The sequence below is a fragment of the Candidatus Aegiribacteria sp. genome, from assembly GCA_021108435.1.
GTDB lineage: Bacteria > Fermentibacterota > Fermentibacteria > Fermentibacterales > JCC-6 > Aegiribacteria.
The window spans coordinates 1-14,299 of record JAIOQY010000019.1 but is presented as its reverse complement, the minus strand read 5'-3'; the positions used below and the strand labels follow the sequence as shown (position 1 = coordinate 14,299).

General features: G+C 47.2%; 15 protein-coding genes. 2 read left to right on the top strand and 13 right to left on the bottom strand.

The genetic code is table 11. The annotated features are described in order from the left end of the window. Positions 1–101: 101 nt before the first annotated feature. From K8R76_01090 to K8R76_01080, 3 genes are all read right to left on the bottom strand, one after another. Entirely contained in the window at positions 102–344 is a 243-nt protein-coding gene (locus tag K8R76_01090) for an AAA family ATPase (GenBank protein MCD4846767.1), read from the bottom strand. Between the two features lie 198 nt (positions 345–542). After that, positions 543–2,393: an FG-GAP-like repeat-containing protein gene (locus K8R76_01085; protein MCD4846766.1), complete on the bottom strand. Its 1,851-nt coding sequence runs from the start codon at positions 2,391–2,393 to the stop codon at positions 543–545. 120 nt (positions 2,394–2,513) lie between these two features. Further along, entirely contained in the window at positions 2,514–3,971 is a 1,458-nt protein-coding gene (locus K8R76_01080; protein MCD4846765.1) for a T9SS type A sorting domain-containing protein, read from the bottom strand. Between the two features lie 167 nt (positions 3,972–4,138). Between K8R76_01080 and K8R76_01075 the strand changes: the two genes are divergently transcribed. After that, complete coding sequence (locus K8R76_01075) at positions 4,139–4,528, top strand: methionine-R-sulfoxide reductase (protein MCD4846764.1); 390 nt, start codon at positions 4,139–4,141, stop codon at positions 4,526–4,528. On the opposite strand, the gene K8R76_01070 is transcribed toward K8R76_01075, so the two are convergent. The 9 genes from K8R76_01070 to K8R76_01030 form a co-directional block, all read right to left on the bottom strand. Then, entirely contained in the window at positions 4,515–5,540 is a 1,026-nt protein-coding gene (locus K8R76_01070; protein ID MCD4846763.1) for a hypothetical protein, read from the bottom strand. The two genes, K8R76_01075 and K8R76_01070, sit on opposite strands and share 14 nt — an antisense overlap. Further along, a complete protein-coding gene (locus tag K8R76_01065; protein MCD4846762.1) occupies positions 5,527–6,054 on the bottom strand; it encodes a hypothetical protein in 528 nt (175 codons plus the stop codon). Before K8R76_01065 ends, K8R76_01070 begins: the two co-directional genes overlap by 14 nt. Before the next feature lie 48 nt (positions 6,055–6,102). Continuing rightward, positions 6,103–6,723, bottom strand: coding sequence for a hypothetical protein (locus tag K8R76_01060; GenBank protein ID MCD4846761.1), 621 nt, complete (start codon positions 6,721–6,723; stop codon positions 6,103–6,105). 44 nt (positions 6,724–6,767) lie between these two features. Further along, a complete protein-coding gene (locus K8R76_01055; GenBank protein ID MCD4846760.1) occupies positions 6,768–9,275 on the bottom strand; it encodes a SpoIIE family protein phosphatase in 2,508 nt (835 codons plus the stop codon). A gap of 57 nt (positions 9,276–9,332) precedes the next feature. After that, positions 9,333–9,701 carry a winged helix-turn-helix domain-containing protein gene (locus K8R76_01050; GenBank protein ID MCD4846759.1) on the bottom strand — a complete coding sequence of 123 codons (369 nt, stop codon included), beginning with the start codon at positions 9,699–9,701 and terminating at the stop codon, positions 9,333–9,335. Positions 9,702–9,793: 92 nt separating this feature from the next. Then, positions 9,794–10,099 carry a divalent-cation tolerance protein CutA gene (locus tag K8R76_01045; GenBank protein ID MCD4846758.1) on the bottom strand — a complete coding sequence of 102 codons (306 nt, stop codon included), beginning with the start codon at positions 10,097–10,099 and terminating at the stop codon, positions 9,794–9,796. A 21-nt stretch (positions 10,100–10,120) separates the two neighbouring features. Then, on the bottom strand, positions 10,121–10,837 hold the full coding sequence (locus K8R76_01040) for an ABC transporter permease subunit (GenBank protein MCD4846757.1): 717 nt from the start codon (positions 10,835–10,837) through the stop codon (positions 10,121–10,123). Continuing rightward, positions 10,834–11,733 carry an ABC transporter ATP-binding protein gene (locus K8R76_01035; protein ID MCD4846756.1) on the bottom strand — a complete coding sequence of 300 codons (900 nt, stop codon included), beginning with the start codon at positions 11,731–11,733 and terminating at the stop codon, positions 10,834–10,836. The genes K8R76_01040 and K8R76_01035 overlap by 4 nt, the downstream gene beginning before the upstream one ends. Continuing rightward, complete coding sequence (locus K8R76_01030; GenBank protein MCD4846755.1) at positions 11,723–12,454, bottom strand: creatininase family protein; 732 nt, start codon at positions 12,452–12,454, stop codon at positions 11,723–11,725. Before K8R76_01030 ends, K8R76_01035 begins: the two co-directional genes overlap by 11 nt. Before the next feature lie 66 nt (positions 12,455–12,520). On the opposite strand from K8R76_01030, the gene K8R76_01025 reads away from it, so the two are divergent. Then, positions 12,521–13,213 (top strand): coenzyme F420-0:L-glutamate ligase, encoded by a 693-nt coding sequence (locus K8R76_01025; GenBank protein ID MCD4846754.1) that lies wholly within the window; start codon positions 12,521–12,523, stop codon positions 13,211–13,213. Positions 13,214–13,257: 44 nt separating this feature from the next. Here K8R76_01025 and K8R76_01020 read toward each other — a convergent pair. Further along, the coding region (locus K8R76_01020; GenBank protein MCD4846753.1) for a T9SS type A sorting domain-containing protein at positions 13,258–14,299 on the bottom strand (1,042 nt) is incomplete at its 5' end.

The window sequence follows — 14,299 nt, the reverse complement described above, 5'->3', positions numbered from 1 at the left end:
AACCGCAGTCAAACATGTTTTCACGCAGATTTTCACTGGAAGTACCGCATCATGGCGCACTACCCCCTGAAGCAGCGGGAGATTACCACTTATAGAGCATGTTAAGCAGATAATAAAAAGAATTCATCCATGATAACCGGAGGTTTATAGAGGCTGAGGAATGACCTCGGATCTTCCAGGGCTGATGACCTGATGTCAGGAAGCTCGAGTGAGATGTACCTGTAAGTTTCTTTGAAAAGATGTTTCAGTATTGTTGTTTTGCCTGACTGCCTGGGCCCGGTAACCACAACAGCAGGAAACTCCGATACGGCTTTTAGTACCACCGACTCAAGGGAACGCTTTATATATTTCTCGGCCTCAGTTTGCTCCTTTGTTTCAAATCATGCAATTCAATTGCAAATTATCAACCCTCGAAAAGATCGAAAAGTGGTAAAATTCCACTCTTGACATTTTCTTGATATTAAAAAATGATATTGTATATGGTTTTAAAGTATCAATACAATATATAATGATAGTAAAAGGTCAAAAGTAAAGGTTTGACCCTAGAGTAGGATCATCCTTCCGCAGGAGACCTGGTCACGGCTCATGAGGGAGTAGATATAGACTCCGGATGGAACCTGCCTGCCTCTGTCATTCTTCCCATCCCAGACGGCCCTGTGGCTTCCGGATTCGAGGGCTTCATCCACGAGGAGCCGCACTCGCCGGCCACTGATATCGTGGATGGTCAGTCGCACATTGTCCCTCGAACCTGTTTCCCCGGGAATGCTGAATGGAATCGTCGTCGAAGGACCGAAGGGATTGGGGTGATTCTGTACCAAGCAAAGCTCAAGCGACTGTTGAGTGCCCGGCTCCTCTTCGATGGAGAACTGGACGATGCTGAGCCCTATGCCTTCGCTTGCTGTATAAAACAGGTCCGCGTCAACATCGGTATAGGCTTCAACAGCCCCTGAAGGCCACTGGAATACCAGTGAATCGATCACAGTCGCATCCCCGAGGCCGAACTCAACATTAAAGCTCTCCTGCGCATTGAATCCCTGATGACCACTGACCTCACGTACCTGCCACACAACCTGTGTTCCAAGAACCGCTCGGGCTATCACCCTGGCGCCGATTGCAGAAGTGTTGGAGGGGCTCCCGACACAGCGGATATTTATCCAGTGGTTTTCAGATATACCGTTGTTTCGGTAGAGGAAATTGCTCTGATCGGGGTTCTGGCCGTTAGGAACAAACATGTCGATCCAGCCATCGTTGTCATAATCAATCCAGGTAGCCCCGTTCGACCGGCCTCCGTCATTTACGATGTCACCCTCCAGAATCCGTGTGAATGTACCGCTGCCGTCGTTTCGGTAGAGGAAGTTGTTCTCATTCCAGTCATTGGTGACGTACAGGTCAAGGTCTCCGTCGTTGTCATAATCGCCCCAGGCTCCGCTGACTGAACTCCCTCCGTCGTTGACGATTTCTCCGTTCGTTATAAGAGCGAAAGTGCCATCACCGAGGTTCTGGTAGAGGTGATTGTCTTCTCCGTACCAGTTGGCGACGAAGAGGTCGAAGTCCCCGTCATTGTCGTAGTCTCCCCAGCTTCCTCCGATGGAGATGCGGTTGTCGTTCACGATCACTCCCTCGGTGAGCCTGGTAAAGGTTCCATCGCCATTGTTCCGGTACAGGAAATTATCGATCGGAATTCCGTTGAAGGGATCGCTGTTGGCAGTGAATAAATCCTGATCGCCATCGTTGTCATAGTCGCACCAGCTGGAACTCAGGCAGTGCTCATTATCGTTGACTATGTCTCCTTCGGTTATCTTCGTGAACGTGCCGTCGCCATTACCCCGGTATAGAAAATTGTCTTCAACGAAGGTAGTGAAGGCGCCGTTATCGACATAGATATCCAGATTGCCGTCGTTATCGTAGTCGACTATGCTAGAATTGAATGACCAGCCGCCGTCATTGACTATATGCCCTGAGGTAATCTTGATGAAATCGCCACCTCCCTGATTCATGTACAGATGACTGCTGATTCCATTCCAGTTCGGGACGAAGAGATCAAGATGGCCGTCGTTGTCGAAGTCGCCGAAGCTGCACCCGGAGGAGGTGCTGATGTCGGTGATAACCGGTCCCCCCGTAACCTGATCGAAGGTCCCGTCACCGTTATTGATGAAAAGCAGATTGGATCGGTCGTCGAAAGCATGGGGAATGAAGAGATCCAGGTATGTGTCGTTGTTGATGTCCCCCCAGGAGGACCCCTCGGAATAGCGGTCGTCGTTGACGATGGGTCCGGTGGTGATCCTGGTGAAGTCCTGAGCAGCAAGCTCTGTGCTCGCCAGGGAAAGGCTCAAGAGAACCGGCATTGACCATCCTGGTAGTGCTATTCCCATTGATTGATTCAGCATTGTCATTTGGACTCCTCATCTACGAAAAAAGAGAAAAGGAGAAAAGGGGTCAAATCTTTACTCTTGATACTTTCGTAAGAAGAGGAAAGCAAAATGGCAAGAGGAAAGATTTGACCCCAATAGCCTTTATCTGTTGATTACAAACCTTCGGGCAAGCATATCTCCATCCGATGTGAGGAGACACATATAAACCCCGTTGGGCATGCCATCGCAATTCCAGACAATATTATGAAGACCGGCAGATTGATTACCGCTACACAGCTTTGCTGTGCGGCGTCCGATGATATCGTATATCGTCAGGTCAACCGAACCAGAAATAGGAACAGTATAGGTGACGGTCAGGAAATCCCGGACCGGCGATGAACACAACATAGTAAGGCTGCCCTGCGCAGGCCGGGAGGGGTTTTCCATTCCCTGAGCCGAATCATACCATGCATATTTAAGAACGGCACTGATTCCCTGTGCATATGAAATGTGAGGGTTGTCATCGGTTCCGAGCGCGATGGAATTCTGTACTCCTGCGTTACTGCTTTCGTCAAGAACAAGAATATCCCAGGCGGAACCGGTCCAGCAGGCATACTTGAGCGCTGTACTCCGATATGAGATGTGAGGATACTCCTCTGAATCCACTGCTATAGAGGGTTCTTTTCCTGTAATACCGTTATTGTCAACGGTTGTTATCTGCCAGTCCGAACCGTTGTAGTATGCGTACTTCAAATCGTCGGTTATCCAATATGTGTAGGCAATATGCGGATGATCCGACTCATCAACGGAAATAGAGGTGTTAATGCCTTCGAAACCGTAATACCCGACCGTATCCAGCGTAACCTTTTCCCAGTCAGCACCATTCCAGCGGGCATACTTGAGGTATTCAGCTGCACTGATGTACGATATGTGGGGATAATCGGAAGAGTCGAGGTCAAGAGAGTTGCAATAGCCCGTGCAGGAGCCTGCTTCCACCGTAGTTACCTGCCAGATTGAACCATCCCACCTTGCGTATTCCAGAGATCCTCCTGTTTCATTACACCATGAAATATGAGGCCGATCCTGAGAATCAAGCGCAAGTGATGGCCATATGAGCCCATAACCCGAATCAACTATATCGGTTTTCTGCCACGCAGCGCCGTCCCAATAGGCATATCTTATTGTATCGCCAGGGTTACCGTGCGATGTAGAGTAGGCTATATGGGGGTTTCCAAGCAAATCCAATGCGATAGAAATGCTTTTGTCCAGTTCGTCGGGGCCGACACCAGTATCAACAGTCTCGATGAACCATTCGGTCCCCGTCCAGCATGCGTACTTCAAAGCATTGTTGTAGGCATCCAGATAGGCAATATGCGGATAATTATCCGAGTCAATCGCAATAGAGGAATACCATCCAACATTCACGGAGTTGTCTACTGTCTCGAAATTCCATTGAGCAAAGGATGTTCCCGCAGTTAACAGTACTGTAGTAATAACCAGTACAATTCGCCCTGTCATAGCCATAATCTCATCTCCTGCTGTTGTACAATCCGTTATTCCTATTCTGTCTCTGTAAATATTGTTATTCAGATCCTTTTCTGAAAGAGCATCTCTTTTCATGAATCCGATCGGTAATAATGATATAAGGAAATAGAGAAGCAATAATCCGGTTACTGAATGAATAAAGTATTTGAGGCAATACGATAAACACTATTATCGGAACTCTGATTATCTTCTCCGGGTTGATTGCGTTGAATAATACCTGTCCATCAGGAAGCGAGGAAGAAATGAAATACAGAGAACTCACCCCCGAAGAAGAACGTGTTATCCTTGATGGAGGAACTGAAGCTCCTTTTACCGGAGAATACGTTGATCATTCTCAGAAGGGTACCTACCTGTGCAGAAGATGCGGCGCAGAGCTTTACACGTCTGATAGTAAGTTCCAATCACATTGCGGATGGCCTTCGTTCGATGATGAAATAGAAGGAGCGGTTGAACGGAGACCTGATCAGGATGGAATCAGGACAGAGATTCTATGTAAGGCCTGTGGGGCGCATCTCGGGCATGTATTCACGGGAGAGGGTTATACACCTGCTGATACGAGACATTGCGTTAATTCCATATCCATGATGTTTCAACCTCTGATAACAGATGAATCCGAGTCTAATTGCTTATGATACTTTTAAGGCGTGTGTCGAAAGCCTGATTCCCCGGATTTTCCAGTATTGTCTCAACACTGGACGGAGTCCAGCCACCGGAATAGGAAACAAGAATGTGTCCTTCTTCCCCGGTGACCATCTGCTCAACATCCTTATGCAGGCAATCAACGATTGTCCTTGTAACAGGATGAGGAAAAAGGCCTGTCCATCGCGGCTCGTTCTCTTCGTACCACTGCCTGCTCCCGGCGGAAACGATTATCCTGTTGGGATTAATACGCTCGATGTAACGCAGATCAGTACCATGCATGCTGCCGTGATGAGAAGATCGAAGAAGGTCACACTTCAGTTGATCAGAAGTATCGTTACGCTCAGCCAATCCCAGAGCATCAGGTACGAATTTGATTCTGTGAGTTCGGGGGAACTCCTCTGTGATCTTCCCCCAGGATTCATATTCAGCATCACCGGCGAGTATCGCATATGAATTCAGCAGTTTGAATTTCAACACCACCGAAGCGTTATTCTTGTCTACTCCAAATGTATCAAAGCGGTTTCTAAGATCAATCGAAGGAGCAAGTACGGTTACATGAACCTTGCCAAAATCCAACTCAGCCCCGGCTGCCAATCGTATGAAGGAGACATTATGGTTCAGGATGAGCTTCTTCAGGGTATTGTTGTACCTTGAGGATGTAGTTCGGAACCCGCAGTCCCAGAAGGAATCAAGCCTGTTCTTAGATGAATCCATAGAGTCCGCGTACTCGTCAAGGAATTTTTTCAATGCGCCGTAGTGATCTTCGTGCGGATGGGTAACGCAGGCGAATTCGATGCGATACATATCTGAATCCTGATCTGTTCTGATCCTGATCAATTCTCTCAAATAATCCAGTACAAGTTCCGGACCTTTGCGTGGACCAAAATCGATAAGACCGAATCTTGCTATTGCGGGTGAACCGTAATCAGGGAACTCTACTATTGTTGCATCGCCATGACCGACGTTGAGAAAGTGAAATCTGAGATACTTATTCCTGATCATCTTCTACCCCCACCGTGCTTGCCTTCAGCAATATCCCGTACATAGTAGAGGATGCTTCCCTTGCCTGTTGTGTAAAATTCAGCCATCGGGAGGATGGAATCATTATAACTTTCTCCAGTTCCTCTCTTCCTTTGAAAGCTTTACTCCAGATCCTGTCGAACTGTTTCTGATGGAACATGAACTGAAGGAAGACCATGTCTTCCGCGAGAACTCTCGGTGTTTTCATCGATGTAAAATCGTCCTGCTTCAGAAGCAGGTTCCTCTGAGTTAGCGCTTCAATAAACAGGTCCGCTCTGACCCATGATTGAATTTCATCTGCGGATTCATCCCACCAGCTGAATACATCCCTCACAATGATCAAAGGATCGTTCATTCGGGATCGCCAGAATTTCAGGCAGAAATCGGAACCTCTGCTGACAGTTACTTGTATTTCTTCCGGTTTCTCATGATATCCTTCTCTGAATACATCTTTTCGGCAAAGATGCCACCTGAGCAGAGCAACTGGTTGTTTCATAGTACTCCTCGATCATGTCCGAAAATCTCTTGGACAGATAACCTTATTCTACTCCAGGCCAACGAACCAGCGGTTCTTCTTCTTCGCCGGATGGAGCCTGAGCCAGAGATCATCAGGCAGATAAACATTGGTTTCACAGTACTCACATATGACAATTCTTTCTTTTCCATCAATCATCAGAGATCCGCCGCATTGAGGACAGCTGAATGCTACCGGACCTGACAGCCCTTCAGGTTCACTGACATCTTCAATATCAGGCAACGCTCCTACGATCAGTTTCGCTTTGCTCATAGCTCCCTTGAACCATTCCGGAGCTGGAAATATCGGGGTCCTGGCCCCGCAGTCCGGACAGACAAGCGTATCCTGTCCGGTATATTCAGTTTCCATATCAAAATCTCTTTTGCAGCTTCTGCAGTACGCCTTCAATCTCGCGTACATCATACTCATGTTGAAATGACCGAAGATCGTGCTGCTGGATCCCTCTCCTTCTTCAAACTCATTCACAACTTCACCCTGCACGTCCTCCAACAGATCCTTCCAGACATCTTCCGGGAAATCGATCTCTGACTGGCAGCTTCGACAGAGGATTTTCCTGTATGGACCATCAATGTGAACAGGGGAATCACAATGCGGGCACTTTATGCTCATCTCAATCACGGCCCAGTTCATTCTGATATCCTCCTAAATCTGACAGCAATTCTGTCGGAATTGAATCATCGATGTTTCAATCGAGCGGCCAACAGTGTGAAATCGTCTTCGTAAATTTCCGATCCATGAAATAATGCTACTTCGTCTTCAATCAGCTGAAGTAATTCCGCAAGCGGCAGATTCCGGTTGCCGATTACAAGTTTCGCAAGCCGTTTCTCGCCGTACTCTTCTTCGGAAAGGTTCATTGCCTCGCAGACTCCGTCTGTATACAAAAGGAGTATGTCTTCCGGATTGAATTCTATTTCACCCTCAGTATACAAGGCATCTTCCAGAACTCCGAAAATGATTCCACCTTTCGACAGCAGTTTTACTTCATCCTTCTGAGTGATAAGGAAGGGGGGATTATGACCTGCGTTCACATACTTCAGGATACCTTTTTTCGAATCGACAAGAACCAGAAAAAACGTAATGAACATGTCTGATGGAGTGTTCTCGAATACAAGCCTGTTAATCTTCTCAGCCGATTCAGCAAGGGATGCACCCATGGCCTGCGTGGTTCTGAGTGAAGCCTGCAGGTTCGCCATGAGAAGAGCAGCTCCTATTCCCTTGCCTGCTACATCCCCGATAGAAAGTACTGTTCTATCGTCATCGAGCGGGATGATATCATAGTAATCCCCTGCAACATCCAGGCAGAATCGTATAAGAGCTTCCACCTCAAGTTCCGGCAGATCGGGAATCCTGCCCGGTAGAAGACCTTTCTGTATGTCCCTGGCAACTCTCATCTGCTCCTGGAGTTTCTCTTTCTCGAGCTTCTCACCAAGCAGTTCCAGGTTCTCAGCTACCAGAGCTGTCTGCGCGCAAAGGTTTTCAAGTAGTTCAAGTTCCTCAGCGGTGAAATCCTCTCCTGTAGTCTTGCAGCTGATAACCAGAAAGCCGACCAGCCCGGACTTCGTTATCAAAGGGAGGAGAATCGCGCTTTTCCGCTGAAGGAACCATTCCTCCTGCTCCGACGAAAGAACTATTTTCCCGCTCGCTATAAGTTCATCGATAAGGATCGGGTTATCCCCGTTCTCAAGCTTCTGGACAATCTCATCCCTGATGTCGAAGGGCGCGGGTTCAGCAAGTTCGACTGAGAAACAGCCTTTATCTCCTACTCTGAGGACCGGATAGACTCTCTCGGCTGATAAGCCGTCGATCAGCTTCTCTTCCAGCTCCTTCCAGAATTCATCTCTATCTGTCCGGACGATGTTTGATGAAAGGAAATCTTTAAGAAGAGTTCGGAGTCTGACGCGTTCAGGATAGAAATGCTTTTCAAGCCTAGCTCTGATCTTCCTCTGTGTAGGCATGAACAGGAATGCCAACCCGATACCAAGGATCAGAGTCGGGGTCTGGCTGTTAATGCCAATATGTTTGAGTATCAGTTCTCCGAATAAGTACAGAAAACCTATGAAAATGACTAACAGGAATAAGTTAACTGCTATGAAACGTGTTCCGCGTTTAAACTTTGCCTCTACCGAAAGCAGTTTATATCTGCCGAATGCATAAGCAAGGGAAATTGGTATCAGCAGCATAAGTAAAAAGAGAATATTGCCTATTAGCAAACTGGTAACGAAGGTCAATCTTATAAACAGATGCCCGTAGTATTGCATAAGCCAGCTGAAGAGTATCGCAAATATGATTCCAGGAGCGGAACCCCATAAAACCAGTCTGGTTTGTCGTTTCTCGACGAAATTCTCCGCTTTTCTATAGTTGCTGATCAGAAGAACGTAACCGAGCGCAAGGAAAAGTGTCTGGTATATGTTTACTGCAAGGGACATAAATTGCGAAGTAATTACCAGAACTGCTCCGAATACAGCTCCCGGAATGAAGAGTATAAGATTGAAAAAGAGGCGACGTTTGATGTAGTAGCTCTTCCGAGCGGGAAACAACATGTTGAGTTTCAGCCAGAACGCAGGTGTAAAATATGTAAACGCCATGAACAGGAATAGAATAAATTGTGGTATCTTAAATGACGCATAAACATCCGCAATTGCGGGATTGGTAATAGCCATTGTCAGTGCAAGAGTAAAGCAGAATAGAGTCAGTGTGCGAACGGGAGAGGAATGTGGTTTCCTCAGAAATCCCCACAGTCCGACCAGTATCAGACCGGCCACTATCATTGTTCTTAAAATAACCAATACCCAGATCTGAAGTTTCAGGATAACAGGTATGGATCTGGTTATCACTGTAGTCGTGAAAATTTCATTGTCGTGGAGATACGTGATTACCATCTCTTCACCGGCCGGTGTATCCACATTGAATACTTTGAAATAGTTCTCCAGTGTGGAAGGCAATCCATCGACATTTACGAGTATATCACCACGCTCGGGATACGGAGGGCTCTTGAAATCATTTGTGTCTACTTCTGCGAATCTGGCAAGTGGAGAATCTTCGCGAAGTCTGATAAGACTCCACATGTCCCCCATGCTCGAGAAGGTAATTACCTTAGAGAACTCCCTGGTGATGAAAGCTGTGGAAAAGCAGATAATCAGTAAAGACACTGTTATCATCAGCACAAATATGAATCTTTTCACAAAGCACCTCCGCGATATTATCATACTAGTATAATCAAGTATTGAAGGAAATCCAGTTTATTCACTTCTTCTGTATCCATGTACTGTATATCTGTCCCGTTTTCCGGGGGTGCTTTTTCTACCCCACTCGCTCACATCGGTCAGATTATCACGAATGTCTGAAGGACAATATTTAAGAGCTTTCCTAAGCAATGATTTCAGTTCATCGATGAACTGATACTGCGGATTGAATCTGTAAAGAAGAGTTCTTCCCTTAAAGCAGCTCAGGAGTATTCCGCCTGCTTCAAGTCTCTTCAACTGTTTCTGAACGGGATCAAGACCTGTTTTGAAGAATCCTGCAATCTCACGGGCGTAGCCTTCTCCCCGTGCATAAATGAAGAGCAGAACCTTTTCACGTATACCGGACCCAAGGAGCGGTTCAAGCATAACGTTCTCGAATATAGGTCATATGTACTAATTTGTAAGACATGTGTACTATTATAGCGTACAGTATCCTGTCATGCAACACGTATCAGTAATTAAGTTACTTCTGTTATCCAGTCCAGGTAATCCTGAAAAGCGTCAATTACAGGCAATACGATGATTTCGGGTGTCTCGTAAGGGTGATTTCTTCTTACGAATTCCATGAGTTCCCTCGAACGGGATCGAAGGGTTTTCATCACACAGAGCCATTCCTCCTCCATACAGATCTCACCCTTCCAGGTATATAAACTCGTAACCGGTCCGGATACCTGAACACATGCGGCTAGTTTTTCTTCAACTACCCTCCTGGCAATCTCCTCTGCGTATTCCCTTGATTTAACCGCAGTTGTAACCTGAACCATCACATTTTCAATCAAATCGTATCACCTTTCAGGATTGAGTCTCCAGAGTCCTTTAACACGTCTCTGAAGGGTCAGCCATAAAACGGTGCAGACAAGAACAGCAAAAACAGCTATCAACAGGATTCCGTACGAAAACCATCCGCCCTCGAACATCAGAGCGATTCTTCTCATCAGTGATTGCGGGATATAGGGAATAAGGAATTTGATGCTCAGCGGAATACCGAATGCTATCAGCATGAGAACCACAGCGAACCATTGCTGTCCGCTCCTGACTGTTTTTGCCTTCATTGAAACATGGAGTCCCGTAAGCGTTCCGATCACTGAGGACACAAGACCTCCGGCAAGAACAGCACAGAATACCATCAGGGATGGTATTGGCCTGATCCGTACTATTGACCAAACAGTGAACAGAAGCAGAACCGTCCATGAAGTACCTGCAGCAATCATTATGGAAAACAGCGTTTTGCCGCCAAGAAATTCCATTGGTGAAAGGGGTGCTGTAAGCAGCGTTTCAAGAGTGTTTCTCTCCCGCTCTCCCGTAATAGCGTCAACCGCAATCGGACCGGCGACATAAAGAGGTATTAAGGCAAAAACTGCAAAAGCAGCGGTTGGATTGTCAAATGATCCTGGCAGGATGAACCCGAACACGACTCCATAGATGGCTATGAATCTGAAAAGTCCCATCTTTCCCATAGCTCTGTAAAATCTGATCCATTCCCTCTGAATGACAGCCTTCATCGTGAATTATTCCCTGTGAGTTCCATGAAAATGCTGGACAGGTTTTTTCTGAACGGTTTAAACTTAATCACCCTGTTGCCTGATTCAATAAGCTCGGACAGAATATCAGCCGGGGGATCATCACACCTGATAGTTACGAAACCGCTCTCTCCCGGTGAATATGATTCCCCTCTGAATAGTAGGGATCCGGCTTCTGTAGTAACCGAGTACCTGCCGCTGGAAGTACTGTCCAGCTCACCCGGTCTACCGGACAGAATCAGTTTCCCTGAATCAATTATAGCAACAGTATCGCTCAGCTCCTCCGCTTCTGAAAGATTGTGAGTAGAAAGGAGAACAAGCCTGCTCTTCGAAAGAGTTTTAATAGCTTCCCTCACTTCGGAAGCTCTGACAGGATCAAGAGAGGATGTAGGCTCATCAAGAATGACCATATCGGAGGACAGCATAAAAGTTCGCGCAACTGCGACAATTCTTCTGTTGCCGGTGGAGAGGTCATTCACCTTAGTTTGTTTCAGATCTTCAATTCCCAGTTTCCGGAGAATCTCACATACGAGAATTCCGGCTTCCTCTTTTCCAAACCCATGAAACCCTGCCCAGATGTTCAGGTTTTCATAAACGGTCAGCGAGGGCCCAAGGCCGTCTTCCGCAAACAGAACAGAGATCCTGTTTCTTGGAAAACCTCTCTTCCACGGATTCTCTCCAAAAATGTTCAGAATTCCTGCTGACAGCCATACGAGTCCTGTTATCGCCCTGATCGCAGTGGTCTTTCCCGCACCATTTCTTCCAAGGAGAGCGAATACGCCTTTTTCAGGGATCTCAAGGTCGAGACCATCAAGAGCGGTAACCGTTCCGTATTTCACAAGCACATCGCGAAATACAACAGCACTATTACCTGGCATGTTTCTCCAGAGAGTTAAGATAATGACAGAGTCTGTTCACGAGGAAATCAAAGAATATTTCCCCTTTCTTCTCCGAAACGAAACTCAGATCAGAACCGGCACCCCCGTCAGGATAGAGTTCTTTCCACTTATTCGGTGATATGACAGAACCGGAAGGGGGTTCAGGAGGATACTTCATTTTCCTGAACTTAGGCATTTGCTTTCCCATAAGATGCCAGACCATTGAAACTTCTGTAACAGTCACATGGAATCCCGGATCGGGGCAGAACAGCAATTTCTGTTTCTCCACAGCTCCAGGAAGCTCCCAGTATGGAAGGTATCTCATATCAGCATCGGAGCAGCTGCCCGAAGCTTCTCTTAAGCCCTCTATAACAGCATTTCTATTCCCGCCGTGCCCGCTTACAAAAAGGATCTTCCGGAAACCGTGAGCATAAAGAGATACAGAGATATCCCTTGTTATCGCGGCGAGTGTGCTTGATCGGAGAGTTACAGTTCCCGGAAACGCCATGTGACAATCCGATGCGCCAAATGTAACAGCTGGAGTAAAGGCTGTTCCCGTCTCATGCCCTGCCGCCGCGCAGAGTCTTACCGGAATAATCGTGTCGCAGGCCAGCGGTGCGGCAGAGCCATGCTGTTCCAGTGATCCAACCGGAACCATCACCGTTGTCCTCGTACTTAAATACTCCTTTACATCCGAGCTTAGTGCTCCCGCAAGATTCATTTTCTTTCCTCCTCTTGTCTGCAGCTTTACGCTGAAGCATACTCGCCGGGAAGGGTCAGGTAAAATATGAAGCAGATAGTTATTGATGCGGGTGGTTGCTCCTGGCAGCGTATCCCCGTGAAAACAAAGTTGATACTTAAAGATGATGATCTACTGGGCGCAATTGGAGACGGCCTGAAAGAATCGGATGTAACCCTTTTTCCCGACGATATACTGTTCATAAGTGAAAAAGCAGTCGGGGCAAGCCAGGGAAGGTACTATCTGCTGGATGATGGTTCACTCCATCCGAGGCGCCTTGCTGTATTACTGAGCAGATTCGTAACAAAAACACCACATGGAATCGGCCTGGGAATGCCGGAGACCATGGAGTGCGCCCTTAGGGAATGCGGTACCCTTCGAATACTGTTTTCAGCATTCATAGGCGCTCTGGGCAAGCTCTTTGGCAGAAAAGGCGGCTTCTATCGGATTGCAGGTTCGAAAGCCAGATCAATTGACGGACCCACCAACGGAACAATTCCGCCATTCAACAGAGCAGTCAGTCTTGCACCAGATAATCCGAACGGAGTCTCGGAGATCATAGCAAAGCGTTTCAGCTGTAAAGCTGCTGTGGTCGACATCAACGATCTGGGTGGAAATATCCTCGGTGTCTACCCGCCTGATCTGAACAAGGAACTTCTTATAGAAATTCTCAGAGACAACCCGCTGGGTCAGGGAACGGAAAGCACACCGGCAGGTATTATCAGACAGGTGTCTTCCTGATTATAGAGCCCGCTAACCCGCGAATTTTACCACCTTCCCGGTATTTATCGGAAAACTGTCAGCATTTCTGAAGCAACAAATTCACCTGATATCATTCGGATTATATAGATGCCGGGGGGAAGATCGGGAAAGGAAACATCATACTGGCCGGGCTGGAAGATTTCTTCGGTGAGTATAAAGATGAGTCTGCCTGAAACATCAAAGGCTTCAATACGCACAGAGGCTGCTTCCGGGACGGAGAAAGTCAGCTTTCCCCCGCAGCAGGTCGGGTTTGGTGAAGAAAGAGCAAAACCGCGGGGTTCCTCTTCCGCAAGCCCGAGAGGTGTCCATTCGGCTGCAACCTGGTGGAGTATCGGCGTGATCCTCGAATCATCTGTTTCCATAACGAGCCGGTACTGGAAGAAATTCGCGCTGTCGGGAAGCATATCCTCGAGATTGAAAGGCGCGTAGAAAATTGCGGACCATAGTCCAAGAAAATCGGGATTGCCGGATGCCCGAACCATGAATCCGAGGGATGTTCCAGCGGGTAATGCTGCATCCCAGGTGAACCAGTTCCATTGTGGAACATATCCAACGTCCAGAATACTGGAAGTAATCTGACCTTCAGGCAGGTATTCATAGAAATCGATCCATCTGCTACCTGCTGAAGAATTGTAAGAGTGTCCAAGGAAAACATCATCTTTATTATCATCGCTTATATCCGCGTTGACGGCATAAGTCGAAATCACGCATTCTGAATCGTGGAATGGCCACAGTTCACCCATTACTCCAGGGTTTTCAAGCCAGAAGCCAATTTCCTGATCCCCCGAAAATACATCCGGATCACCGTCCAGATCCACATCCGGCAGCGCAATGTTGACACTTTTTATCAGTGTACTCAGTATCTGCGATTCCCACATATCTCCGCTGTTCCAGAACAGGGTTAAACCAGAGTATACTGTTGCCAGGCATTCCATCGGGGGGGATCCATCGAGTTCGCTCATGTAGATGTACTTGATATTGCCATTAGCTGCTCCCAGGGGATCCCTCTCCCATGTGAGACCGGTGTCCTGATTCACGTAAATCAGGATAGAATCGTTTTTGCAT

Excerpts from the sequence above, each read along its gene's own strand:
- K8R76_01085 (MCD4846766.1), bottom strand. The coding sequence starts at position 2,393 with ATGACAATGCTGAATCAATCAATGGGAATAGCACTACCAGGATGGTCA.
- K8R76_01080 (MCD4846765.1), bottom strand. The coding sequence starts at position 3,971 with ATGAAAAGAGATGCTCTTTCAGAAAAGGATCTGAATAACAATATTTAC.
- K8R76_01075 (MCD4846764.1), top strand. The coding sequence starts at position 4,139 with ATGAAATACAGAGAACTCACCCCCGAAGAAGAACGTGTTATCCTTGAT.
- K8R76_01070 (MCD4846763.1), bottom strand. The coding sequence starts at position 5,540 with ATGATCAGGAATAAGTATCTCAGATTTCACTTTCTCAACGTCGGTCAT.
- K8R76_01065 (MCD4846762.1), bottom strand. The coding sequence starts at position 6,054 with ATGAAACAACCAGTTGCTCTGCTCAGGTGGCATCTTTGCCGAAAAGAT.
- K8R76_01060 (MCD4846761.1), bottom strand. The coding sequence starts at position 6,723 with ATGAACTGGGCCGTGATTGAGATGAGCATAAAGTGCCCGCATTGTGAT.
- K8R76_01050 (MCD4846759.1), bottom strand. The coding sequence starts at position 9,701 with ATGCTTGAACCGCTCCTTGGGTCCGGTATACGTGAAAAGGTTCTGCTC.
- K8R76_01045 (MCD4846758.1), bottom strand. The coding sequence starts at position 10,099 with ATGGTTCAGGTTACAACTGCGGTTAAATCAAGGGAATACGCAGAGGAG.
- K8R76_01040 (MCD4846757.1), bottom strand. The coding sequence starts at position 10,837 with ATGAAGGCTGTCATTCAGAGGGAATGGATCAGATTTTACAGAGCTATG.
- K8R76_01035 (MCD4846756.1), bottom strand. The coding sequence starts at position 11,733 with ATGCCAGGTAATAGTGCTGTTGTATTTCGCGATGTGCTTGTGAAATAC.
- K8R76_01030 (MCD4846755.1), bottom strand. The coding sequence starts at position 12,454 with ATGAATCTTGCGGGAGCACTAAGCTCGGATGTAAAGGAGTATTTAAGT.
- K8R76_01025 (MCD4846754.1), top strand. The coding sequence starts at position 12,521 with ATGAAGCAGATAGTTATTGATGCGGGTGGTTGCTCCTGGCAGCGTATC.